Origin of the sequence: Bradyrhizobium sp. CCBAU 53415 (assembly GCF_028128735.1) — a bacterium.
GTDB lineage: Bacteria > Pseudomonadota > Alphaproteobacteria > Rhizobiales > Xanthobacteraceae > Bradyrhizobium.
This window is the reverse complement of the sequence record NZ_LBJF01000001.1, coordinates 101,203-125,155: the sequence shown is the minus strand read 5'-3', so window position 1 is coordinate 125,155 and position 23,953 is coordinate 101,203. Positions and strand designations below refer to the sequence as shown.

Annotated in this window: 20 protein-coding genes; 7 read left to right on the top strand and 13 right to left on the bottom strand. The window is 58.1% G+C overall.

The window, feature by feature from the left end; genetic code table 11:
* The first annotated feature begins 246 nt into the window (after positions 1 to 246).
* The 7 genes from XH87_RS00480 to XH87_RS00450 all read left to right on the top strand — a co-directional run bounded on the left by XH87_RS00480 (position 247) and on the right by XH87_RS00450 (position 6,054).
* The gene (locus XH87_RS00480) at positions 247 to 432 is read left to right on the top strand and encodes a hypothetical protein (RefSeq protein ID WP_271585753.1); all 186 of its coding nucleotides are present in this window, start codon (positions 247 to 249) and stop codon (positions 430 to 432) included.
* 395 nt (positions 433 to 827) lie between these two features.
* Entirely contained in the window at positions 828 to 1,337 is a 510-nt protein-coding gene (locus XH87_RS00475) for a flavin reductase family protein (protein ID WP_271585752.1), read from the top strand.
* 529 nt (positions 1,338 to 1,866) lie between these two features.
* Complete coding sequence (locus tag XH87_RS00470) at positions 1,867 to 2,991, top strand: M20 family metallopeptidase (protein ID WP_271585751.1); 1,125 nt, start codon at positions 1,867 to 1,869, stop codon at positions 2,989 to 2,991.
* Between the two features lie 966 nt (positions 2,992 to 3,957).
* Positions 3,958 to 4,221, top strand: a complete 264-nt coding sequence (locus XH87_RS00465) for a hypothetical protein (protein ID WP_271585750.1) — start codon at positions 3,958 to 3,960, stop codon at positions 4,219 to 4,221.
* Positions 4,222 to 4,388: 167 nt separating this feature from the next.
* Complete coding sequence (locus XH87_RS00460; protein ID WP_333909169.1) at positions 4,389 to 4,709, top strand: AMP-binding protein; 321 nt, start codon at positions 4,389 to 4,391, stop codon at positions 4,707 to 4,709.
* Between the two features lie 27 nt (positions 4,710 to 4,736).
* Positions 4,737 to 5,309, top strand: coding sequence for a hypothetical protein (locus XH87_RS00455; protein ID WP_271585749.1), 573 nt, complete (start codon positions 4,737 to 4,739; stop codon positions 5,307 to 5,309).
* A 25-nt stretch (positions 5,310 to 5,334) separates the two neighbouring features.
* On the top strand, positions 5,335 to 6,054 hold the full coding sequence (locus XH87_RS00450; RefSeq protein WP_271585748.1) for a peptide ligase PGM1-related protein: 720 nt from the start codon (positions 5,335 to 5,337) through the stop codon (positions 6,052 to 6,054).
* Positions 6,055 to 6,536: 482 nt separating this feature from the next.
* Here XH87_RS00450 and XH87_RS00445 read toward each other — a convergent pair whose 3' ends face one another.
* From XH87_RS00445 to nodC, 13 genes are all read right to left on the bottom strand, one after another.
* On the bottom strand, positions 6,537 to 7,214 hold the full coding sequence (locus XH87_RS00445) for a 2OG-Fe(II) oxygenase (protein WP_271585747.1): 678 nt from the start codon (positions 7,212 to 7,214) through the stop codon (positions 6,537 to 6,539).
* The gene (locus XH87_RS00440) at positions 7,192 to 8,316 is read right to left on the bottom strand and encodes a GFA family protein (RefSeq protein ID WP_271585746.1); all 1,125 of its coding nucleotides are present in this window, start codon (positions 8,314 to 8,316) and stop codon (positions 7,192 to 7,194) included. The genes XH87_RS00445 and XH87_RS00440 overlap by 23 nt, the downstream gene beginning before the upstream one ends.
* Positions 8,317 to 9,654: 1,338 nt before the next feature.
* A complete protein-coding gene (locus XH87_RS00435; protein WP_271585745.1) occupies positions 9,655 to 10,497 on the bottom strand; it encodes an electron transfer flavoprotein subunit beta/FixA family protein in 843 nt (280 codons plus the stop codon).
* Between the two features lie 587 nt (positions 10,498 to 11,084).
* Positions 11,085 to 12,839, bottom strand: a complete 1,755-nt coding sequence (nifA, locus tag XH87_RS00430) for a nif-specific transcriptional activator NifA (RefSeq protein WP_271585744.1) — start codon at positions 12,837 to 12,839, stop codon at positions 11,085 to 11,087.
* Positions 12,840 to 13,201: 362 nt separating this feature from the next.
* Positions 13,202 to 14,038: an SDR family NAD(P)-dependent oxidoreductase gene (locus tag XH87_RS00425; RefSeq protein ID WP_271585743.1), complete on the bottom strand. Its 837-nt coding sequence runs from the start codon at positions 14,036 to 14,038 to the stop codon at positions 13,202 to 13,204.
* Positions 14,039 to 14,674: 636 nt separating this feature from the next.
* Complete coding sequence (locus XH87_RS00420) at positions 14,675 to 14,881, bottom strand: hypothetical protein (protein ID WP_271585742.1); 207 nt, start codon at positions 14,879 to 14,881, stop codon at positions 14,675 to 14,677.
* Positions 14,878 to 15,990, bottom strand: coding sequence for a nodulation protein NodZ (locus XH87_RS00415; RefSeq protein ID WP_271585741.1), 1,113 nt, complete (start codon positions 15,988 to 15,990; stop codon positions 14,878 to 14,880). Before XH87_RS00415 ends, XH87_RS00420 begins: the two co-directional genes overlap by 4 nt.
* A gap of 171 nt (positions 15,991 to 16,161) precedes the next feature.
* On the bottom strand, positions 16,162 to 18,186 hold the full coding sequence (locus tag XH87_RS00410) for a carbamoyltransferase family protein (RefSeq protein ID WP_271585740.1): 2,025 nt from the start codon (positions 18,184 to 18,186) through the stop codon (positions 16,162 to 16,164).
* A gap of 326 nt (positions 18,187 to 18,512) precedes the next feature.
* Complete coding sequence (locus XH87_RS00405) at positions 18,513 to 19,301, bottom strand: ABC transporter permease (protein ID WP_271585739.1); 789 nt, start codon at positions 19,299 to 19,301, stop codon at positions 18,513 to 18,515.
* Between the two features lie 3 nt (positions 19,302 to 19,304).
* Positions 19,305 to 20,225 carry a nodulation factor ABC transporter ATP-binding protein NodI gene (nodI, locus tag XH87_RS00400; RefSeq protein WP_271585738.1) on the bottom strand — a complete coding sequence of 307 codons (921 nt, stop codon included), beginning with the start codon at positions 20,223 to 20,225 and terminating at the stop codon, positions 19,305 to 19,307.
* Position 20,226: 1 nt separating this feature from the next.
* A complete protein-coding gene (gene nodU, locus XH87_RS00395) occupies positions 20,227 to 21,936 on the bottom strand; it encodes a nodulation protein NodU (protein WP_271585737.1) in 1,710 nt (569 codons plus the stop codon).
* Positions 21,937 to 21,949: 13 nt separating this feature from the next.
* The gene (gene nodS / locus XH87_RS00390; RefSeq protein WP_271585736.1) at positions 21,950 to 22,579 is read right to left on the bottom strand and encodes a nodulation methyltransferase NodS; all 630 of its coding nucleotides are present in this window, start codon (positions 22,577 to 22,579) and stop codon (positions 21,950 to 21,952) included.
* Positions 22,580 to 22,590: 11 nt separating this feature from the next.
* Positions 22,591 to 23,952 (bottom strand): chitooligosaccharide synthase NodC, encoded by a 1,362-nt coding sequence (gene nodC, locus XH87_RS00385; RefSeq protein WP_271585735.1) that lies wholly within the window; start codon positions 23,950 to 23,952, stop codon positions 22,591 to 22,593.
* Position 23,953: the final 1 nt, after the last annotated feature.

Below are 23,953 nucleotides of genomic sequence, written 5' to 3'. Positions count from 1 at the left end.
CCGATGTTCCGGTACTCCGACCAAGACTGCTGCTCACGAGCGCCAAAATATTACAGCCGCGAATGGGCGTCACTTCTACGGGACTTCGAGGAGCGTGCGCCGGCTGCGCTCGCCCTGATCAAAGCAAGTCGCGCTGAGCACGCGGCCCGAGAGCCAACTTTTATCGACGAGAGCCTGTTGCAGCCCGGATTGCCGCCGAGGTGAGGACCCGCGACGAAGCGCGCTGCGCGCCAAAGGAGAGACTCGATGACGTCCTGGCTGAAGATTGAAGCACAAGGAGCTATTGCAGTGACAGAGCACATCATTCGGAAGTTCCGGGAATTGATCGATACAGATAGCTCGATCCCGCCGGAGCTGCGGGGTGCACTACACGCGACGCTCGATCAGCATCTTCTCGAGGCAAAAAAGCGTATTCTCCTAAAGGTGCATTAGGTGCGCCGATGCCGTCTGCATGCGGAGAAACTCCGGCAGGCGCGCGCCGGTACTGCAATCGGCATCATCCCATCCGCACGGGCCGAGCGAGGTTCCAGCCCAGTTGGTCGGATCGCGACCACAACTCCATGTGCACTGGCGCGTCGGCGGCCGCTCAGCGCGGTTCCTGCTTGAGGAGGCTCCTATTGAAACTCGTGGCGGCGGCAATTCTCAGTTCTGCCGCTGCAATCGCCAAGCCGGGTAACAAGACGAGATACTGCACGTCCGTCTGGCCATGATTGTAGCTCATCCAGAGGGCATCGAGGTCATACCCGAGCTCGATCTGAGCTTGCTCGTCACGTAATTCCGCCCATACGGATCAAAGTCGGAATCGGGTACAACTCCAGAGGCAGATCATGAGCCACCAGTTTGAAATGCCGTCTATCCAACCGGCAGAATTCCGTCAGGCGATGCGTAGTCTGGCGAGCGGTGTCGCCATCGTGACGACCGGAACGGCAGCCGGACGACGTGGACTCACGGTGAGTTCTGTGACGTCCATCTGCATGGAGCCGCCGTGCCTGGTCGTTGGCATCAATGCCTGCTCCGAGGCACATGGTGAGATCCTCGCCAGCGGCAGCTTTGGAGTCAGTCTTCTGCGCAGTGACCAGGAAGACCTTGCCCTGCATTTTGGCGGTCGGGACGGGCCCAAAGGCGTTCACCGCTTCGATACAGCGCCTTGGAATCAAGGCGTTCTCAACGTACCGTTATTGCCGAACGCATTTTGCGCGCTCGAATGCATTTTATATGACCACAAGGTGCTTGGCACACATACCATCTTTATCGGACGAATTATCGCGACCCGACAAGGCCATGGCAATCCATTGATCAACCTCCGGGGCGCGCTTCGAACCTTACTGCTTGACTGAGCGCGGATTGCGCAGATGCAGGGAGAGCAGAACGGTGGATGGCCTCAATCCCACGCTTCCAGCGACAGTCATCGAACAATCGACCGGGCTGCAACTGTTTCACAGCTCGCATTGAACGGTCCCCCTCAGCTCCGGCGATTTCGGCGCTTCGTCGCTCGTGCGATGCTGGCGCTTGCCGGCGATCTCCCGCGTTGAGACGCGTGGGGGTCACCTGGTCAGGCAATGCGACTTGCGCGGATGTCGCAGCAAGGTCCTGATCAGAATAATTGCAGCTCACCAGAACGGGCAAGTCCAGGACGGCCGTCTTCTTGGTCCGCACAATCCCGTCGAAAACTACCAGCTTTGGTAGCTCAGTTAAAATCGACAGGCGCGTACATCATTGCCGCAGCAAGATCGGATTCAGAGGCACGCCTGGGTCACAACGGTTGGTGACTCGCTAGACGTTCGGCCTCGATTCTGATGTGAGTACATGGCGATGGCGTGATCTTGCAGAAGCGATGACAATCGAATTCAAAGGCGTCAGACAACTATGTCCAGCAACGCGTTCGAAATCGGCCTGATACTCGAGGGCATTCGCCGCTGGGTCGTGATCGAATCTCCGACGGAGCGGCCGGATCAGATCAACAAACTGGCTGATGTTGTCGCAGCAGGCTATCGCGACCTGCCGGCCAGCGTCGAGCGCATTGCGGGGCGTGACGGCTGCGGCGATCATTTGATCACTCGTTCTTCTTGGGGCCAGGGCGTACCGGGCGTTCTGGTGTTGAGCCATCTCGACACCGTTCATCCGATGGGATCCATCGCACGGCTACCATTCAAGATCGACGGCGACAGTGCGTTCGGCCCCGGCATCTACGATATGAAGGGTGGCGCCTATCTCGCCTATCACGCATTCCGGCAAATCTGCGACGATGACGCACGTCCGCCGCTCGGCATCACCCACCTCTACGTCTCGGACGAAGAGATCGGCAGCCCAACCTCGCGCGCGCTAATCGAGGCCGAGGGCCGCAAGGCCAAATACGTGCTGGTGACCGAGCCGTCGCGCGAGGGCGGCAAGGTCGTCACGGGGCGCAAGGGCGTTGCGCGCTTCGAGGTATTCATCAAGGGCGCGCCCGCGCATGCCGGCACGCGCCCCGAGGATGGCCGCAGCGCGATCCGGGAACTCGGCCATGTGATCCAGACGCTGGAGGCGATGAACGATCTCACACGCGGTATCACCGTCAATGTCGGCGTCGTCCGCGGCGGCACCAGGCCCAACGTGGTCGCGGAACTGGCCTATGCGCAGGTCGATATGCGCGTCCCGACCATGGCCCACGCCGACGAGCTGGTGCCGAAGATTCTCGGCATCAGATCGCGCACCGAGGGCGTGAGCGTGAAGGTATTGGGCGAATTGAACCGTCCGCCATATGAGAAGACCAGCGCCGGTGCCGCACTTTACGCACACGCCAAAAAGCTTGCCGCTGAGCTTGGCTTCGAGCTGCTCGACGCGTTCAGCGGCGGCGGCTCCGACAGCAATTTCACCGCGCCGCATACCGCGACGCTTGACGGCCTTGGCGTCGACGGCAAGGGCGCGCATACGCATCATGAGCAACTCTACATCTCGTCGATTGAACCTCGTGCGCGGCTGCTGTACCGCCTCTATCAGACGCTGCGATAATCCCGCACCAAGCAAAGTCAGCGACCGCGACGTGCGTTGGATCACGGGCGCCGGCACATTTCCAGGATCGTTCCTCGCCCGCCCCCAAAGGGCTACAGGCCGCGTCCTCATCAGGCCGACCTCGTCGAAAACTATCGTCGAATGCTGCATTTGGCATTGAAGGCTCAGCGTCGGTAGAAGTGACAGAGCGGTTCAATGACGGCGCAGCGGAGGTCAGGCACGCAATGGGCTGCAAAGGTAGCGAGCACTTGGTTGCGAAAGGGCGAGCGTTTCCGGATCTCAAGGGGATGACGAACTCTCCTGACGCAAATCGCAGCGCTGAATGCGTGCGATACCAGACCGGCCGGCGGCCCGTTTCCGGCAGCCTGAGAGCTTGGCCACGTTCACACAGGCTGCCCAAAAGGGCTTGAATCGGACGTAACGTTAAGTAGTAGGGTCTTGAGGTTGGATCTTGGTCTGCCGCCGGGATTGTGAAGGATTGCGAATGTCTCAGCTCGTCAGATCCACGCCCCGATGGTCGGTCATGATCCTCATTCCCGGTGGCTGGTCGGTCGGAAGGGCTCTGCAGCGAGTCCCGATTGCGGCGCTATGGCTCGCGCGCAGCTTTGAATGGCTCGCCATTCCGGAACCGAGACTATGTGGCTGTTCTGGGCCGGGACACCAGAGAGCCGATGAGGTCAGAATTGACCGACGTACACCGCCATCCGAACCCCCTACGGGGGGACGCGGCTTCCCGAATCTGAATCAAGCCCCTCCTCTAGCGCGACACCGCGCCAAAATCAGTTCGCCGGACCGGCTTTCCGCTCTGTTCAAACTGCTTTCCCGTGGTGGCAAGGCATTTCCATCGCGCAAAGGTGCGACAGACGGCGGGCCTGCGCAGGTTTTCAAAGAGCCTGAGCTGCAGTTGTCGCTCCGCGTGACCAGCGCGGCATTGGAAGATATTGCTTGGCATTATGGAGCGGCAAGTTGAAAGAGCCCGACGGCGTCAAGAAGGTCCTGTTGATCGACCATATTGAAGGCCAATGCCGTTGCATCATCGGCTTCAAAGATGGAGATGCCAGAGAGGCCTATATGTGCGGCGAGCCTGTATATCAAAGACGCGGCAAGAAACTGTCTTCGTGGTGTGTCTATCACTACGGACAGATGCACACGACCGCCGCCCAACAGGACAGAACGAGTGATCAATCGGCCGAGATCCCTCAAGCAATATCCATTGTTCGCAACCCATGACAACCATCAAAAACCGGGTCCTACCAAGGCCGTGTGATCATAGCCTGTACAAGAGCCGACCAAAGCATGTGATCGGGGCCTCGCCAAGCAGTTCCGGGTTGCGGCGGAAGCGCATCGCAGCAAACGTACTGTGCGGGCCTGACGCGCATGAATAACGAGTTGGATCTCTGCGGCCTGATCGAGCGAAACGCTGCGTATGCCCCGACAAAACTGCGATCCATTTCGAAGGGCAGACTCTCAGCTATGTCAGCCTCAACCGACAGACTGAGCGGATCGCTCGCGCCTTCAACAGCCAACTCGGCGTCCAGAGCTCAGACCGGATCGCGATCCTCAGCTTCAACAGGCCTGATTATCTGGTGCTGCAATGGTCGATGGGAAAGCACCGACCTATCCTCTCTCGGAGCAGGACGGCGCCAAATCAACCTTCGCTCAGTGCCTCACCACGGCGCAGCAAGTTCACCATTGTTGGCATCGCGATCCCTGTCTGATCGCGCCCAAATGCCCGGAGGTCGCGGATGCCGCGGATCCTGATCATGAATGCCGGTACGGCTCAAATGTCGGGCGCCGATCTGACACGAGCTCAACTTTCGCTGGCCGCCAACTCGGCATACCGTTCAGCGTGGTTTGCTCATGAGGGTGACCTGATAGTATCCCCGGTAGTCATCCCGGCGGATCTGCTATCCTTCATTGGCGCGATGCTCGATTTCGACGCATCGAGTCTTTGTCTGCTTGTACCTGAAGGCGGCCGCCAATCTCCGGTCCTTGATGATTGCACACTTCTGTCCAAGACTGTTGTTGAGCGAATCAACAGACACATTCGTCAGAAATCAACCTGGCGATTGTATCCCTGCTACTCTACGGAAGGCGTCGCACGCCTGGCGGCCATGCTGGGCATACCGCAGGCCGGCGACGACTTCGCTCTGCAGCGAGGGCCTGATCTGTTGAACCGAAAGAGCCACTTCCGTCAATTGGCGACAAGCGTCGCACTTCCACTGCCCAATGGATCCATCACGACGGACTCAAACGAACTATTCAGAGCCGTCACTTCCCTCAGAACCGAGACCGGAAGCGTCATTGTAAAAGCTTGACAATGGAGCCGGTGGAGTCGGAAATGTGATCCTGACCGGCAATGAAAGCGATCCACTACCTGGGGCAAGAGATACCCGGCGAATTCCATGGCCGTCGTTTGATCCTGACGCGCTTTGGTCTGAGATGACAACGGCATCGTGTAAGACGCTGGTCGTGGAGTCGTACCACCTGGCCAAGTCTTTGTTCTATCTCGAGTATGAAATCGAGGATGATGGTACAATCGTTTTCATGAGCAGTGGAAACATACGTCTACGTAAAAGCACGGATCCATCCGAAAGAGCTCTGATCTGGACAGGACTTGAGCTTCCAAGCGACCTGGGGAACGAGCAATGGTTGACTGCCCAGGCGCATGCCTACCGATTTGTGGCGCTTGCGCGAGACCTCGGATATCGCGGAATGATCAACATTGACGCCATTTTCGCAGATGACGGACGGTTGCTGTTTAATGAAGCGAACGGCCGCTGGGGTGGCGGCTCGGTGTTACACAGCATTGCCGTCCGGCTGCTGGGCTTCGACTATTCCGCTTGCAACGTTATTTTATCCGCGAGAAATGTTCGATCACGATCCCTCCAAACAGCGCATGATCGTTTCGTCAAGGAAGGATTTCCGTTCGACCGCATACGCAAGGAGGGCGTGATCCCGCTTGCCGCCGACGAAGACGCTGGCACGGTGGAGTGCCTTGTGATTGCGCGCGATAGGCCCGCGGCCCGCGATCTGGAGCATCGGCTACTGCGAATGGTCTGATTGAGATCCCAGCGACCATATCTTCAACCGCTCAATTCATCCGAACTTGTCCCTGCTTTCGATCGAGCGCGGTACCTGACCGCGTGACGTGAATGTCTGCCTCGTCTCGCTCGAGCTCTGTCAGCCCCAATCGCGACCACCCCGCGCCGCGCAACCTGGGCTTTCGTAGGCCCCAGCGCGGTAAGGATGCGCGGCTCGCCCGGGGCCGATCGAGCAGCAGCGCGCGCAACGCGAGTCTACCATCGCGCGCGGCGACACGCCTCCCGGTTTGACGCAGCGACGATGACTTGCCACAACTACTCTGAGCAACCTGCGCTCGGATTACGCGTGGTGGCCTTTACAGGCATCAAGGCTAGCCGTGGCTTCCGACCGGCCTTGTGGCTGCCTTTGCGAGGGACAGTCTGAGCACAAGATGGCCAAGCTACCACCCTCTCTTGAGAGCTCACCCGTTACCATTCGAAAGCCATTTCAGTCACCTCACCTCATAGGCCAGCGGTCGAGTTTTCGATGATCCGGCGGTTTGCGCCGCTGCGTTTTGAACAGAAGTAGACCAGCGATCGGCGCTCGCCGGTCAGCACAGGCTTCACCTCATGCTGGAGCTTACATGTGGTGACAAGCACGGCGCCAAATGGCGGTCGGAATACCTGGTGTTCGTACCCGCTTGGATATACCACGAACTCACCCCCCTCGAAGTCCCTCGCCAGCTGCACAATCACCGAGTACTCGAAATCCGGGTCGCTCGCAGCATCCAGATGAATGCCAACAAAGGAACCAGGGGGCATCCGATGCATTTGGCATCGGCGAATCACGTAATCTGACGTGGCTCCCAAAATCTTTTTGAGCGCGAAGCTGCGGTCTTTCCTTTCAAGTAGTTCCATGATCTGCCCTGGAGCTGCACCACTCGCGTCGCTAGGAGCGCGGCCGGGCGGGTCTACCCTCACGCGTTTGACGAAAACATTGTGCGAGTCGCCGGCATCTCCCTCCCTCACTTCTTCTTCGGGAATCTTAGCCTGCAGCTGATCGATCTTGGCCAAGTCATCTTGGGTGAACAATATCTGGGGGCCGATCACGACCGTCCCCTTCACCAACAGCTCTATGCGGTATTTTGTCAAAGCTTCTTCTGAAAGCAGGCGGGATTTATGATTCATTGCGCGCGCCATTCGAGTTCACTCCAGGGTTTTGATCTTCGACGCAGGACTCCAGGTCCTGGTGCATCGAGCGGAATGCTTGCTCCCAATGCTCGCCATCGAACTCGCTTATTGTTATGCGTTCGATGGTCCTGTTATCCAGGCATCGAATATTTACGCTGAATCCGGAGGGGTTCGACCGCGGCCTATAGAATGGCTTTACGCCACAAACCCGGCAAAACGTGTGCCGAGCGATGTTCTTGTTGAACTGGTACGCCGTGAGGAATTCTTCGCCGCACTCAATGCCAAGCTTATTGCCAGGTACGAGCAAGTGCAGAAATCCAGACATTTGGCAGATTGAGCAATTGCATCGAACTGCAGAGAGCTCTCGCGGCGCTCGGACGTAGAACTTGACAGAACCACAATGACAACGGCCATGGTGTTCGATCTCCGAGTGATTATATCTCTCAAGTGAGACAATTCGGAGCAGATCGCGGCACCATTGTAAGCTGAGCCGATAGGCTCGATCGAATTCATCCAAAAAGCGATCATTACGGCCAGCCGGGACAAGTTCGCCAATCAGCCGGCTTGTCATTTCTCCGTGATACTTCTCCGCGGGATCTTCTCCGCCGACATGGCTGCGGAAGTACTCAAGATCGTCGGACCGCGCCTTAAAGGTTTTGACCAGAGTGGTCCATAGCGACTGGATCATGTCCGCAGCATGTAGCTCAAAAGCGACCATGTAGGCGCAACGCACCAAGGGGTCTTTCGATGACAATCCGGCATAGAGAGAATGCAGGTACCGCTTCGTCGTGGCGCTGTAATTGGGCCGTATTGCTCTGCCGAGTAGTTGCGACGCATCCTTTCTAAACAAGTTCGAGTGGAAGTTTTCAGTCACCAGAATATCGGGTAACGCCGCCTTGCCGCCCTGGAGAATTTGGCCATAACCACCCGTCTCATCCCAACAGATGAAATTTGCGACCACGCTGGTCAGTTCAATGTCCCTCGCAATATCTCGATTGTGGTTCATTGCATCGAATATGAGATCCTTTTGCGACCCCGCCTGCAGGTACGGGAACGCCTGTGACATCGCCAGATATTCAGGCAGCAGGCTAGCGACCTGGTCCTGGGACATCTCCGCACCGAACGGATGCGGGCCGAACAGAGCTCGCGCTTGCTCAGTTAAATACTCGCAGGATATCTGCGGAGGTTGATCCGGTATAAATCGAGACGCTTGAGATGTCATTTGACCCCTGGCGATGAGGAGAGAACGGTCCTTGACGAAGCAACTTCGTGTCCGGGCCAACGATTGGCTGCCGCGAGTACGTTGGTTTCGATGGGCTTATGATCGCGTTCATCAGCCAGGCGAACTTCTTCGTGGCCAGCTTTGCGGTAGCACACAGCGGCATGCTCAGTCCTGCACACGCGTATCGAAGCGAACGCGTTCATAAATTGAGCAGCGGCGATCCAGACGGATTCCGGTCCACGAAAAGTCCGATGCCGCGAATGCCCGGCCCGGCCAGCATTCCCTTGCAGAGTCGTGGTGAGATATTGCGCCGCGCACGCCATCGGCAGGCTAACGTCACATGCGGGAGTGGCGTGTCTGGTTGTCCCGGGGCGCTTCCAGCTTTCGCGATCTGTCGTGAATGGATCGAGCCATCGCGGTTGCTGCTCCTGCCAGTTCATCGAACCGCTTTGAGCTTGGTACAGCATTGCAAGAACCACTCGCATCTACCGGGCTCTTGAGCCTTCGGCCCCAAGCTTCGCGAAATGCTGGCTGCTGGCCGGCACGACCGTCTCAAAGAGACCGCCGCTAGTTTTCGCGTTCACGAGTACCACCACCAAGCTGTGTTCTAGGACCGTTACAGCAATCACCGTGCCAACTCGTGCACTCACTCCATAAGATTCTGAATACGTTGACACAGCGCCCGTGACCGACTCCTTACACCAAGTGTATTGAACCTGACAGGCTTTGCACCGCCGTCAGAAACCAAACAGCGAACAGCAAGCCGCCACTCAAAATGGGTAGAGATTGCCCGGGAGGTGCCACATAGGTGGGTTTTGGCCTGAACAGCGCGACAGAGCTTTGGGCGTTTAACGGCATCGCGCTAGCATGGTGGTCCCGGTCGCTGACGTGCTCCGTCTTCGTTCGTGACAACTACGGCGAAGCAGTTGCCTCAACGCCGTCGAACACGACCATACAGTGGGATCTGGACGCAACGCATGCGCACCCTTTGTCGATGCGCCTGGCAATCGCGGCCAGCTCCGGGCATCGATCGAGCCCATAACGTGGTCTACGGAACAAGCGTAGTCCCAGGTGATCGCGAGCAATCGAAGAACGCCATGGACCAGAACGCGCTGGTCGCGGGCTGAGGTGCGTAGCTACATCTTGAGCGCTCACTGGACGCGGGTGCCCCTTGGCGTTGGTACATCCTTGGACCGTTTCGATCTATCGTTGCCAGGGCTCTCCAGATCAAGCGTCACGCACAAGTGCCGCAAGATCGGCTTCGAGCTTCGGTTGATGCTTGAAAATAGCGTCTATCAACGCCTGCGCCGGTTGCTCGGCGGCCTCAACCAGCGCCGCCTTCTCAGCCCGCGCAGAGGGAGCGAACACTCGCTTGACGACTGTCGGCGATCCCTTGAGACCGCATTTGGAGACGTCTTCGATACCGGCATCGTGCGCGCTCCATTTCACGATTGGGGCACGCGCAGCACGCAAGGCATCCGCCATCGCGCCCCGCCGAATCTGATTCGTTGCCTCCAGCATAGTGATGAGACAAGGCAGCTTCGTGTGCAGCACCTGAACACCACCTTCGGAGCGTCGTTCCGCTTCAATTGTATGGGCGGCGAGATCTAAGGATCTGACCTTCGCAACGTAAGTTAGCTGTAGTACGCCCAGCCGTTTTGCGATACCGGGCCCAACCTGCGCCGTATCGCCGTCGATGGTCTGCTTTCCCGTGAAGATGAGGTTTGTCGGGCCATACTCCTTACCAATTTTTCGGATGGCTGTTGCAAGTGCATACGTTGTGGCCAGGGTGTCGGAGCCCGCAAAGAGGCGATCGGTGAGTAGGACGGCGCGATCGGCGCCATAAGTCAGCGCCTTTCGTAAGGAATCTTCCGCCGATGGCGGTCCCATTGTAAGCACGGTAATTTCGCCCCCGAACCGATCGCGCAGCTCCAGCGCTGCCTCCAGCGCGAAGAGGTCATATGGGTTGATGATGGTCGGCACTCCCTGACGCATGATTGTATTGGTCACGGGGTGCACGCGGATCTGCGCCGAGTCCGGAACCTGTTTGATGCAGACGACATTGTGCACGGTGTTGCTCCAAAAGTTGCGACAGCTGCGAGGAGAACAGCAAATGTTGTACCATCGCCGCCCCTTTGGAATTGGCTTGCCATCAGAGGCTTAGATCGGGTGATGCGCCCCTCTAGCCCGCTTTTCCTGACGAACGAATGCCGACACAAGTGAGGGCTGCGACAGCGCTGTTCCGCAGGGCACGCCAGCTGAGTGACGCCAGGACAGCTTGCGACAGATTACTGCTGCTAATCACGAGCGGGCGGCATTACCGCTTACTAGTGCGAGCTTGATCGACGGACAGGCATGATAGCTTGTTAGATGTCGAGCAATTCGCGATTGCATGGTCCGCAGGTGACGCTCTGCATGTCATGAGCGCGCAAGTCCATCTCTCACCGAACCAGGTGAGCCCGCCTTTCGAGCATTCCGGTCAGCGTTGGCTTGACGCCGAACGGCACAGCAGCCTCGCAAGCGGGCGGGGTGGTTTCGCTCGGGGCCAAGTCGCCGCCGAGGGCGGACGCATTCCCTTCAGATTGCGATGAGATTGCCTATCGGAGATCGTCCTCGTATAGCTATTTGGCAGTAGCTGTTCCGACCGATGTCGTCGTTCAGAACCGCTTTATCTCGATTCCATATTTCCTCAGCGCATAGCCAATCTGGCGCGGCGTTAGTCCTAGCAGGCGCGCTGCTTTTGCCTGCACCCAGCCAGATTTCTCCATGGCCGCAATGACCCGTTCGCGATCGGCCATCTTCGCGCCACTAACGAGAACTGTGCCGGGGGGCCCCAGTGAGGCCAGTTCGCCGCCGACAGACTGGACCGGCTGGGTCGCTTCAGCTAGCGGCATGATGGATTTTGCGGGCACCGGTGGCATGGGTGCGGGCTGGTCTTTCCTCTCGTCCGACGTGCTTTTCCACAGCATCGCGGAAAGGCACTGGCCGTGGCAGCATGCAAAGTCACTTCTCACGATCGATGATCCGGCGCACAGCGTCGCTGTCCGCTCGATGCAGTTTTCGAGTTCGCGGACATTTCCCGGAAAGCCGCAGGTCATCAGTACATCGATCGCACTCGCCTCCAACGTCAGAGTACGGCCGTTCTCGTTATTGAAATTTCTGAGGAACTCCCTGGCAAGCAGCGGAATATCACTGCGTCTTTCGCGCAGCGGTGGCAACAGTAAGGGAACTACGCTGATGCGATAGTAAAGGTCCGCGCGGAACTCGCTCCTTGCGACAGCCTCTTCAAGGTTCTTGTTGGTCGCAGCTATGACTCGAACATCGACCTTAATAGTCTGGTTGCTGCCGACGCGCTCGAACTCCTGCTCTTGCAGAACGCGCAGCAACTTCGCCTGGAACGGAGCTGAGATCTCGCCGATCTCGTCAAGAAAAAGCGTTCCTTTGTCAGCAAGTTCGAAGCGTCCCTTGCGCGAGCTGAACGCACCGGTAAAGGCGCCTTTCTCATGACCAAATAATTCGGATTCCAGAACCGTCTCAGGAAGCGCCGCGCAATTCAGCTTAACGAACGGGCGCCTGGCGCGGGACGATGATTCGTGAATGGCCTTGGCTACGAGTTCCTTTCCTGTGCCGGATTCGCCACGCAGCAGAACCGTGCTGTTCGATCTGGCTACAACCGCGATCTTCTCGAGCAGCCCGCGCAGCGCCGGACTGTCGCCAATGATCCCATGGACGTCTAGCTTCTTGCGCTCCCGGGCGGGTTGCCTGAGCTCCAGTACTTGCTTTTGTAGCCGGTCTTTCTCCGCCATCAGTCGTTCGCGATCGCAGGCGAACAAGCGATGTAACTTCACTGTTTGTCCCACCAGGTTGGCGATCATGGCGAGCAGTCGCGCATCGTACTCGAGCCGGTGACTCGACCTATCGTCCCGGATGCGGTCGACCGTCAGCGTACCCACGACCTTCGGATCAATGCGAATCGGAACCCCGATGAACGACACTGGCATATTCTCGGAGGCGCCGAGCACTTCCCGGTCGACAGCGCTGAATACCGGCTCGGCGGCCACGTTCTCGGCGACAAGAGGCCTGTCTGTCGCGATGATCTGGTCGATTGGGTTCCGCGGCAGTCGCATCCGGTAACGTTCGTCGCTACCTTCGCTCCAGCCGGCGCCCACTGTAATGTCCGGCATGCCGTCGTCGTCGAACAGTGAGACGATGCCGTGTCGCATCTGCACAAACGATTGCAGAAGACCAACAACATTGGCCAACGTCACTTCGAGCCGACAAGGAGCGGTAAGAATTTTCGATATTTCGAAGATGCCGGTGAGCGCGCTCTCACGCAACGGCTCCCCCGAGAGTTTACCCTCGGGCTCAGGTTGCGAGGCAGGTCTTTCGTGTGAGGAAGGGATATCCAGCATGAGGCGGCCTCCGTTGTCTTGATCGTCCTCCCTGGTACCTTGTCCTGGTTGGCGAGCTGCGTTTTGCATGTCACTCTCGATCTAACGCCAAGTGTTGACGAGATGACATAGAACCGTGACACCTTTCCATGGCACGACGGTAAACTTACAGTGTGCCTTCATTCATTTTTGCGGATTGCGTGCGCGTCGTCAGCGGAGAACATAAGTACCGCTGCTGCAGCTCAAGTCAGCTCCGGCGTTCTTGAGAGCGGCGAGAAGCAAGAGACGGACAGGGGCACGCCACAAGGGGCGGGCATCAGCCCGCTCCTTGCCAACATCTTCCTGCACTACATCCTCGATCTTTGTCGCCAAGGCCGGCCGATTCACAGATGTTGCCCACCGTTGATCGGCACCTCGGCCCCCGTGACATAGCTCGCCGCATCCGAGCACAGGAAGAAGATGACCTTGGCCACTTCATCCGGGGTTCCCACTCTGCGCAACGGGATACTTGGCACGACACGCGCTTCTGTGTCGGGCGATAACATGTCCGTCCTGATTTCGCCCGGCGCGATCGCATTCACGCGAATGCCATGCGGCGCATAATCATGGGCCATTTCGCGTGTGAGGCTCGCAAGCGCAGCTTTCGAGGTCGCATAGGCGCTGCCGGCGAACGGGTGCACCCGCGAGCCCGCGATCGAAGTCACATTCACGATCGATCCTGACCCGGCTCTTAGCTCGTCAAACAAACCCTGCGCCAGCAGGATCGGGGCCACCAGATTGAGATGGAACACCCTCATCCAGGTCTCGGTTGACGTCGTCAACGACGTCATCCGATCGCCAGTGGGTGTTTTCGGCGAGACACCGGCATTATTCACCAGCGCGTGCAAAGGTGCGCCGGCCAAGCGTCTCTTGACCTCGGTGATCGCGCGCGGCAGCATTCGATGATTGCTGAGGTCGATTTGGACATGATCCTCGTTCCCTGCCTCCCAGGGGCATCGCTCGCCGTCGAACGGTTGGCGCGCGCAAGAAATGATGCGCCAGCCCGCCTCCGAGAACAGCTTGGCAGTGGCATGACCAATTCCGCGCGATGCTCCGGTGAGCAACATCACCTTCTGCTCTCCGCCATGAACACCGGCTTTATCGGCGTGAAAGGGGCAACCCAAATGTGTTTCGGGCAGCGAGCCTCTGATCAGATCGTCATTTGGCAGATCGAGACCCACGCCCGCCTCCTGTCCTGTTGCGCGCCGCACGCGTAGCAGGATTTGGGCCACGGCGATGCAGGTAAATCCGCTTCCGTTTTGCGTCCTAATGTCGCGCACGCGGAATGCTTGGCGGGTTCAAGACGCGATGCGTTTGTTTTGTGACAGTGATGGTGCATCAGCTACGTAATGAAGCGAGCGCATTCGCCTGCGTCAAGACACGGCTACGAGCCGCGCTCTATTTGCTGATCGCCCAACCGGAAGAGCCGGCGGAGGCCAGCGCCTCTCGTCGAAGCAACGACGATCAGGATAGCGGCCGCGGCCAGTAGCCGCGTCAATTCGAAAACTGACGTTACCAGCTCTGTACGTTAGATTCGCCGGCAACTTGATGCTGACTTCATCGCGCCCTGCTCTGCCATGTCCAGCACTGGCACATCGCGGGGCGGATTGATTCCGGACCACGACCTGGCGTGCTGAATGTTTCCCCAAAATAGTGCAACTCGAGAGCGCCCGTCCGCACCAGCGAGCGCCCGACCGCCACGACGGAACTGGCCGCCTGGAGGGAGAGCCTTTGGATGTGTTCATCCGCGATCGACCACCGACCAGCTTCGACTTGCGGATCCCCCCAAGGCGAAGACTTTGACTTGTTCCGCCGGTTTAACGCGGCGGCGGCACGTTAAGGTCATTGTTGTCGACGTTGAGCTTCAGCGGAAGACATTCGGCCGCCGCGTCGTTCTGTTCTCCGGTGGAACTTCGGGGCAGAGCATCACTTTTGGCACATGATTTCCGCCCCGAAGAGATCTGCCAATACTGCTGGATGCAAAACGCGGCAATCACATCGATCAATCGGGCTACGACTTTCATGAAGCCACGAGCTCTTGCGAGGTTTCTTCAATCAGGATCAATCGGCTCGGATCGTTCAAATCGAATTCTATAACGCGTGGTGCAAAGAGACGCGCATAGCGCGTGAAGGCGCTCGTCGGGGGAAAACGGATCACGGTGTCGCAGCGCGCAAGGAGATACATATCGATCAGGGCGGAAAAGCCTCCCTCGGCTCCGAGCGCGGCGTTGTGCAATGGGCCGGCCTGAGGTGCCTGGAACCGTTTTGGGATCGTGAAGACATCAGGAAATATAGTCGAAACCTTCTCAAGGACGAGCGGGCTGTCCGTGCACAGGAAAGCCCTCACGGGTTTTGCTTGGGGTAACGCCCTGGCCTTATCGATGGCATCACAGACCTGTCGCAAGGCGCGCTCCGGGTCAGCCCAGTAGGGAGCATGCCCCATGATATCCTCGCCGTTGCCATGTCGGACATGGATGCCGATTACGCTGTACGGTTCAAAGTGCTCGCGATAGATAGCATCAATCCGAGCCTGAATTTCAGGTCGTGGCTTGATGCTCCGAAAGATTTCTCGTTCGGCCTCCTGATCGCAGCGCCACATCAGGCAGGCGTCACACACAACCGTATTAGCGTCACTATCTTTCTGACTTTTGAACAGTTGATCGAGCTCGTCGCGTTCGCGGAAAATCTGCTGGTCCGGGCGATAGACGCAATCGATGGATGGCTTGTTCCACCAGGTCGGGAAGAATGGTCCCGGAAATGAGCACTGGTTGATCTCGTCATCGCAAATCACCCGCACACCGGCAATGTCTTGAACCGGTTCGAAGAAGACTGGAAAGGCATTGGTAAATGGCTCATCGAGATAACAAGATCCCCGCCAATCAATGACTAGCGTCCGTCCCGTCTGCTTTGCAAAACGCCAGGCTGCCGCCAGTGACCACAGGCAATCGCCGAGCCCCGTACGTCGCCGGGAAACTACGAACCGGTCATTGCTCGAACCGCTAAGCATCTGCATTGCCTCTTCCCGGGGTCCAGTTTGGACAAGAGACGTCATTGCAGACATCTCACGTATCATCTCGTCCGATGCCATGGCCTGAAATCGCGGTGTCGGCGAGCTGCGTCGGTAGAACTTCATAGCAGCGTTATCCCTGGTGTGCCGCGTTCTTTCAACAGCTTACGTATTTTCTTCAGCGGTGTTACGTCGACGCACCCGATTTCGGTCGGATGCCCGATGGCACCTTGTGCGTCGGATGGCCTGGCTCGCTCACATGCAGGTATAGCCATGGCCATTGCTCATGAGTTCGGGCTATGTTTCGCTTTGCACTTTATTGTGCCCTCGAGCGCGCGGAGGATGCAGGCGAACGCCCCGCACCTCCCACACGAGCCGCAATTCCTTCACGAGATCTTCACGCTTGGCCTGGTCCAGCATGGTTGCGTCGAAAAGACAGCTAAGCGACGCCTCGCCCTCGATCCGCATCAAAGTCTCGAAAAGCTCATGCGAGATACGCATACTATAGTGGGCGGAATGTCCCGTGCGGATCTCGCAGACCGTTTCCTGGCGATCCGGCGCTGTGTAGGAGCGAACACGATGAAGGGATGCATACGGCGGCAATGACACGCCCAGTGCACTCCAATCCTGCAGTGATGCTGGCCGCTTCCTGACGAGGAAAGGGCCAACAACAAGTCCGTCCAGGTCAGTCGTCAAGAACGTGGTGATCGCATCTGACACGGACTGCACGATCGGCTCGGCATTGTTGTTAAATGAGGTATTTAGAAGAATCGGAATGCCCGTTCGCTTCTTGAACGCACTAATTACATCCCAATAGGTGGGGTTTGTCCTGCGCGATACTGTCTGCAGCCGAGCGGTCCCATCAACGTGGGTGATCGCACCGAGCACGTTACGCTTGGCTTCACGCACACGAACCACGAAGTTCATGAAGGGGAGCTGCCGCGTGCCGTCCGGCAGCTCAAAGAACTCGCTCGCATCCTCCTCCAGTACAGATGGCGCAAAGGGGCGATAGCCCTCGCGCTTCTTGACCATCGCGTTGATGCGGTCCTTGTTTTCCGCAGGCCTCGGGTCCGCAAGAATGCTGCGGTTACCGAGCGCACGTGGGCCGAACTCAGACCGGCCCTGAACCCAGCCGATTACAGCACCATTTGCCATCCAGTCTGCCGCACTGGATGCTATGTCATCACTTCGTTGAATGTCGAGGTGGCCTGACCATGCGTTGAGCTCATGCTCTACGGCTTGCTCGTTCCCGAGATCAGGCCCCCAATAAACGTCCGGCAGTCGCTCGCGTGGCGCTGGCCTCCCCAGCTCGCTTGATACCATCAATGCAGCGCCGAGTGCGCAACCGGCGTCATGCGCCGCGGGTTGAACAAAGATGTCATCAAATAGCCCGGAATAAAGCAGCTTACCGTTCAGCGTGCAATTATGGGCTACCCCGCCAGCCAGGCACAAGCGTATCATGCCCGTCGCTTCACGATGGTGGCGCAGGATGTGAAACACGATCCGCTCAAGCGCTTCCTGCAGGGAAGCGCTGACATCTCGATGTTGTTGGGTGAATGGCATTCCTTTTCGCCGAACCTGGATGTTATTGACCAGGGCCGGACCGATTCGATCCAGGTGAACGCGATAGCCACCGCTGTCCAACAACTCGTAGAACTGCGCGAAGAGCTCGCGATAGCGAGCGGGATCACCATACGGTGCAAGCCCCATCACTTTGTACTCGTCGAACAACCCGTAGCCGAGATATCGGATCGTCTCGAGATAGAACAGCCCCAGGGAGTTATGTTCCGGGAAGCTTACAAGTCGCGCAATTTCGGTACCAGACCCCACCGCCAATAAGCCTGAGAGAAAATCGCCACCGCCGTCGATCGTAAAAACGAGACTTTCCTCGAACCCGGACATTGCAAACGCGCTCACGGCATGTGCTTCGTGGTGATTCACGAAGGAAAGCCGGGATGGATCGATCTCGGCCCCGAACTCCCGTGCCAGCAGCTGCCGCAGCAACAGTTTGGGGTCCAACGGAACGGGCTGAGAAACAGAAAGACGCTCGAGCATGGTTTTGCAGTAGGCTTCAGTCGCGTAGAACGCGATACGGTCGATCTCGCCGAGCGAGACTCCTGCGGTCGAAAGGCAGTATCGGATCGAATTGCTCGGGATCTTATTGGAGTGCTTGACGCGGTTGAGGCGCTCCTCTTCGACAGCAGCAATTACGCGGCCATCCTGCACAAGAACCGCAGCGCCGTCGTGAAGAAATGTAGTCGGCAGCTCCGGAGAGCTTTCATAGATTCTATCAAGACCGCCACTCACTCCCAGGCACAACATCCCGTTCTCCATTTTTGATCATGACGGGAAGGCTAACTGCCGCCCCACCGATCTAATGTGTACAGTCACGCCCCGCCGGGTGCGCGGGCCAGACAGCACAACACAACTTTGCAAGGTCCATCTCGGCGCCTAGCGACAGGCGCTCAGAAGCAAGGCTGCTGGCGTCCGACACCGATCGACCGAACAGGCGGCCGTAGACCTGGCTCGATCGCGGCCTTTTAAGGCCATTGCAGAAGCTGCTCTAATAGACCAGGTCACTCCCGAGCTACCGCAGAAGCATCGTGACACTGCATCGATTTGACCTTCTCCGTTTCGCTCAACTCACGTCAACGCAGCAGGCGGCGCCGAAATAGTGCTGTCGACGCGAAAAAGGGCAAAACCGCGTAAACGCAGAGCGCACCTACGTGCAGGGCAGCACTGTCGGCACCGCGCTCAAGCATCGCTGGGCGAATAAGGTCGACCGAATGTGCGAGCGGCAATAAGCCGACGAAGTGCCGAAATGAGTCGGGCAGTTGGCTTGTCGGAAAGACCACGCCACACAGAAACACCATAGGAGTGAGGACAAGTGTCTGGTAAAACACGAAGTAATCGTAACTTGGCGCAAGGGATATGACGACCATCGCCAGGCTGGCGAAGACAAGGCCAGTAAGGGCGATTGTTGGCATCGCATAGAGAATGGATGGCCATGATGCATAACCGAGCGCGGCGGCGACGATCCCGATCGCTGTTCCGGCCAGAACGGACTTACTGGCCGCCCACACCAGTTCACCCAGAACGATATCGCCAAGCGTGAGCTGAGTAGAGAGAATTGCTTCCCAGGTGCGCTTGGCGTCCATGCGTGCAAAGGCTGCATACATGGTTTCAAAGGTCGCCGACGTCATGGCGCTGGTCGCGACCATACCAGCCGCCAGAAACGCGATGTACGACGTGCCCTCGACGCGCCCCAGGATCAGTCCAAGGCCAAAGCCGAGGCCAAACAGATTGGTTAGAGGATCTGCGAGGTTGCCGAGAATCGATGCAAGTGCGACTTTCTTCCATGCGAGGAAGTTCCGACGCCATACCGCGATCCAGTTGTACGCGTTAGCGGGCATCACCGCTGCATAACTTTCACCCATCGCTCACTTCTCCATCTCGCGCCCGGTCAGCCGCAAAAACACGTCTTCGAGATTCGGGGGGCGCTGCAGAATACGAAGGCTCGCATGCCCACGCAGTTGCTCGCGCACCTGCTCCGGATATGGCGCATAACAAAAGAGCGTCTCTCCACTCACTTCGACGCGCCGCGCATACGGCTTGATCAGCTCGCAGAGCTGATGTGGATCACCCCCATAGATTTCGATCACGTTGCAGCCAATATGCTCATCGATCAGGTCGTCTGGCTTGCCTTCGGCGATCTTGCGTCCACCCTCGAGGACACACAGCCGATCGCACAAGCGTTCGGCCTCTTCCATGAAGTGAGTGGTCAAGAGAATCGTCTTGCCCCGCCCAAGCAGAACTCGCAGACGTTCCCAAATCAGGTGACGGGCGTGCGGATCCAAACCAGTCGTCGGCTCGTCCATCACGAGCAGATGCGGGTCATTGATTAGCGCCCGCGCCAGCGTCAGCCGCCGTTTCATGCCACCGGACAACTCAGAGACGCGCGTGTCCGCCTTGCTTTCGAGGCGCGCAAACTCGAGCAGCGAGGGCGCGATCGCCTCGATCTTGCGAGCGCTCATGCCGAAATAGCGGCCAAACACAAGCAGATTCTCTCGCACAGTGAACTCGAGTTCAAGGTTATCGAACTGCGGCACGACGCCGATGCGCACACGCGCCACACGAGCGCGGGAAGGCACAGGCTCATTGAGGACCGTAATCTTGCCTGCGTCCGACGAAATCATGCCGAGGAGCATACGCGCAATCGTACTCTTGCCAGCTCCATTTGGCCCAAGCAGGCCGAAGCATTCTCCGCGCGCAACCGAGAACGACAGTTCATTGACGATGACCTTGTCGCCAAATGACTTTTTCACGCCGGCAAGGTCGATCGCTACAGTGGACATGTTCATCTTAGGCTGACAGAAGTCGTTCCGCAGACGATGGCTTCTTGACGGCCGTTTTGGTCCAGAGCACGCCGTCGCACCACACATGCTCGACACGCCCCCATTGGCAGGCCGCCGCAGCATCCGGGAAGAATCCGCGTCCGTGGAGGTTGGCGCTCGTGTTGCAGAGCAGCGGAATGCCCGTGAGTTGCTCAAATTCGACGAGAAGCGCGGCGATTTGGTGCGGAGAGTTGCGGGAAATTGTCTGCAGGCGCGCCGAGCCGTCAAGATGGACCACAGCGGGGATCTTATCGCGCCATTCCGCCCGGGTCTGGTGATCGAACAGCATGTAAGGATCTGGCGTGCCTGGGCTGAAGATCTCCGGCGCCCGATCCTCCAGACAAATCGGCGCCACCGGTCGGAAGTGCTCGCGACGCTTGATGTCGTTGAGATGATCTTTCATTGCCGGGGAGCTTGGGGCTGCAAGAATGCTTCTGCCGCCCAACGCCCGCGGCCCAAGCTCGGCGCGCCCGGAAAGGAAGATGACAGGCTTGTCGTCGGCGAGAATCGCCGCAAGATCACGCAGACTGCACGGCGCCGCCTCCCATTCCGGCGGAAGCTCGCTGTCCTGCAGGGCCGGACCACTGTAGACTGACCATTCCAATGGCCCGAAGCCATTTTGCGCCGCCATGGCGCCGCAAGCAGCGCCGATTGCCGAGCCGCTGTCATTCGGAAAGGGCGGCACCCAAACATCATCGAACAATCCCGTCGCACGAAGCGCGCTGTTCCACTTTATATTGAGACCGCAGCCTCCGGCGATACATAGATTTCGTGCTCCCGGAAGCGACGAGTGTCGAAGCAGAACCATCGCCATTTCCTTGACAAGAAGACGTTCCACGAACACGTGAAACGACGCAAGGACGTCCTCCGCTCGCTTGGCCGTCAGGCGCAATGCGCTTGCCTCGAAGAAGTCGTGGATAGCTGCAAGAGACGATTCCGCGTTGTTGATGTCAGCGCGGTAGCGACGAGCCTGCTCCGTGTCAGCGGCGAAGCGCTTTTCATAGAGCTCCTGAAACACTGCCACGATGCTTTCGTCGACAGAGCCAAGCGCGATGTAAGCCATCAGCTTGCCGGCGATGCCCAAATCCCAACTGGAGCGGTTCGGCTGCCTGTAAGGTCCGAAGTGAAGACCCGCGGCAGCATAGGCATGGCCGATCATCGGAAACAGGGATGCAATGAGCCGTGCGCCCCGAGGTTCGACATAGTAAAGACGTGGAAAGATGCAGCCATCCCATACCAGACAAAACGCGGGTTTTCCCGCGCTGGCAAAGGGACTGGTGCTATATGCTGACGCGACATGGCCCGTGACGTGCGGGTAGCTCTTATATGGAAACACCTTGCCGCCGAGGATCAGGCCAAAGCCGTCGACGGAATCAAGAAGGCCCTCAGCATGGCGCTCGACATATGGTGCCCCTTTCAGCGCAATCGGCACAGCTCCACTGAGGACCTGGAACTGCGACTCAATCTCCCCATCCCAGCCGTCGATGACGAACTGATCGATATCCCGCGGATCCAGGCCATGCTCCGCCAAGGCGAGCACGACTGCATCGAGATTCTCGACGGATTGATAGCGTGGACTGTTGCCGCGCTTCTCTTGCTCGGTGCAAAAGACAAGCCGCCCGTCCTCGACGACAGCAATTGCACCGTCATGTGTTAATTTGATGCCGCAGATGCGCATACGCCCCCCTAACCTAGTGACCGACGTTTGATGGTTCTGACGAGTGACCCGGCTTCCGGAACCGAACGATCAAGCAGTCTTCGTTGACCAACTCGGTGTGGCAGTGCAGACGCTCCACCTCCGATAGGCTCTTCTTGAAGAGAGCGATCACCGTTTCGGCACCAGCAGCATGACCCCAGCGTTGACATGTGGCATCACGTGCGGACCCGAAAATCAGAGCTCCATTTGGCGCAAGCATACTCACCAGGTTGCGGATGGCCGCATGCATCTCGACAATGTCCTTGAGGTAATAGAGAACCTCGGCCACTACAATCAAATCGAACTGCTCGGTGGTCGAGAACCGTTGAATGTCGCAGGTCACCCACGTGATATGTGACCACTTCCTGGTCCGTCGTCGCGCTCGCTCGATCGCCTGCGGCATGACATCGACCACCGTGAGTCGCTCGCAAAGCGGCGCCAGCATGTCCGTGAATGCACCGGCTGCACATCCTACTTCGAGGGCACACGCAACATCTCCGTTGCAACGCGACATCCGGAGCATTTGCGCATATCGCTCCTGCTCGAATGAACTACTGTCGAGGCGCCATGGATCGTCGACAGCCAACTCTCGCTCTAATAGCTGATGGTTTGCGTCCAGGGTCATGAGCCAATTACCTACTTGCAGGCAGTCGAACGATCGCGACCGCAAACACTCTCCGTCGCCGCTAGGCTCGATGGACGGTGCGAAAACGTACTACACAGTTCCCCTATATTTGCAGGACTTCGTCCAGCGCTCGGGTGCAGGACGACAGGCTGCTTTTCCCCTACGGCCGGCACGTTGGTGACCTTGCGCGATAGCCAATCGCTGTTGCTCAATGTACAAAGCGCATAGGCCTTCAAAGGAAGTAAGAAAACGATATTGATCGGTGTGTGGAGCGAGAAGCCGAGAAACCGCACTTCGCGAGCACGAATGGCTGCCACACTGCACCGGACCATTGTCATTGCTGCAATCGTCACTCCCGTCCACCAGGGTACAGAGCCTGCGATTAGGAGCTGCGCGAGCGCAGCCAGCGATGAAAGGGCGAGAAGCAACGGGCCGAGATTTTGCCCGATAACGTCTAGCGTCAGATAGCCATCGAGCTCTGGCAGCAGGCGTAATGCAAGAAACGTGTCCCGAAAGGTACTGCGCGCCCAACGGAGTTGCTGACGTAGATATGGCCCAAGGCTGTCCGGGACGACCGTTGCTGCGATCGCGTCCGGGACATATTCGGTTCGAAATCCCGCCTTGAGCATGAGGATCGTTAGATGGCGATCCTCGCCGAAATCGCTCGGCTTCCCGCGAAAGAATTGCGCTTCGTATTGATCAAGCAGCAAAGCGAGCGCGGAGCGACGATACATAGCACATGGGCCGCAGCAGCACATGACCGCACCGAAACGAGCCTGTGCCGCGCGCTCTTCGTTGCACGCCAGCCAGTATTCCATATCGATCAGCCTGGTCAGCCAGGTTTTGCTGCGATTGCTCGCTATCAACTGACCCATGGCCGCACCGATTTCCGGGTCACGCATCTTGAATACAAGCTTGGTGACAACGTCAGCAGCAAGTATCGTATCCGAATCGACGTTGAGCACCAGGTCCCCGGATGAGCTGCGTATTGCGGCGATCTGCGCCTTGCGCTTTCCAACGTTGCTTGCCAGCAAGATGATGCTGAATCTCGGATCATTCGCATAGATTTTGTGTACAGGGGCGATAACGTCGCGATTTGCAGATCCGTCGTCGACCACATAGACCTGTAGCTTTCCGGCGTAGTCTTGACTCGCAAGCGACTCCAGACATTCGGCGAGCGTGTTCGGATCCTCGTTGAAGCACGGCACAATGACGTCTACACTGGGAAGAACGACCTCCGATTGTCCCGGGCTGTCCTGCAGCGATGAGTTATTCATCGGCTGGGCATAAAGCGCTTGCGCGCTCTTGTAGATTGTCGAGAGCAGCGCATAAGACGAAACAGCGACGGCACTGGTTGTAGCGAGCAGGTCCATA

Coding starts and splice junctions, on each gene's coding strand:
- nifA (WP_271585744.1), bottom strand. CDS start 12,839: ATGCTGGATATCCCTTCCTCACACGAAAGACCTGCCTCGCAACCTGAG.
- nodU (WP_271585737.1), bottom strand. CDS start 21,936: ATGCGCATCTGCGGCATCAAATTAACACATGACGGTGCAATTGCTGTC.
- XH87_RS00480 (WP_271585753.1), top strand. CDS start 247: ATGACGTCCTGGCTGAAGATTGAAGCACAAGGAGCTATTGCAGTGACA.
- XH87_RS00455 (WP_271585749.1), top strand. CDS start 4,737: ATGCCGCGGATCCTGATCATGAATGCCGGTACGGCTCAAATGTCGGGC.
- XH87_RS00445 (WP_271585747.1), bottom strand. CDS start 7,214: ATGGCGCGCGCAATGAATCATAAATCCCGCCTGCTTTCAGAAGAAGCT.
- XH87_RS00410 (WP_271585740.1), bottom strand. CDS start 18,186: ATGTTGTGCCTGGGAGTGAGTGGCGGTCTTGATAGAATCTATGAAAGC.
- XH87_RS00420 (WP_271585742.1), bottom strand. CDS start 14,881: ATGAAAGTCGTAGCCCGATTGATCGATGTGATTGCCGCGTTTTGCATC.
- nodC (WP_271585735.1), bottom strand. CDS start 23,952: ATGGACCTGCTCGCTACAACCAGTGCCGTCGCTGTTTCGTCTTATGCG.
- nodI (WP_271585738.1), bottom strand. CDS start 20,225: ATGAACATGTCCACTGTAGCGATCGACCTTGCCGGCGTGAAAAAGTCA.
- XH87_RS00405 (WP_271585739.1), bottom strand. CDS start 19,301: ATGGGTGAAAGTTATGCAGCGGTGATGCCCGCTAACGCGTACAACTGG.
- XH87_RS00415 (WP_271585741.1), bottom strand. CDS start 15,990: ATGAAGTTCTACCGACGCAGCTCGCCGACACCGCGATTTCAGGCCATG.
- XH87_RS00440 (WP_271585746.1), bottom strand. CDS start 8,316: ATGTCCCAGGACCAGGTCGCTAGCCTGCTGCCTGAATATCTGGCGATG.
- nodS (WP_271585736.1), bottom strand. CDS start 22,579: ATGACCCTGGACGCAAACCATCAGCTATTAGAGCGAGAGTTGGCTGTC.
- XH87_RS00470 (WP_271585751.1), top strand. CDS start 1,867: ATGTCCAGCAACGCGTTCGAAATCGGCCTGATACTCGAGGGCATTCGC.
- XH87_RS00475 (WP_271585752.1), top strand. CDS start 828: ATGAGCCACCAGTTTGAAATGCCGTCTATCCAACCGGCAGAATTCCGT.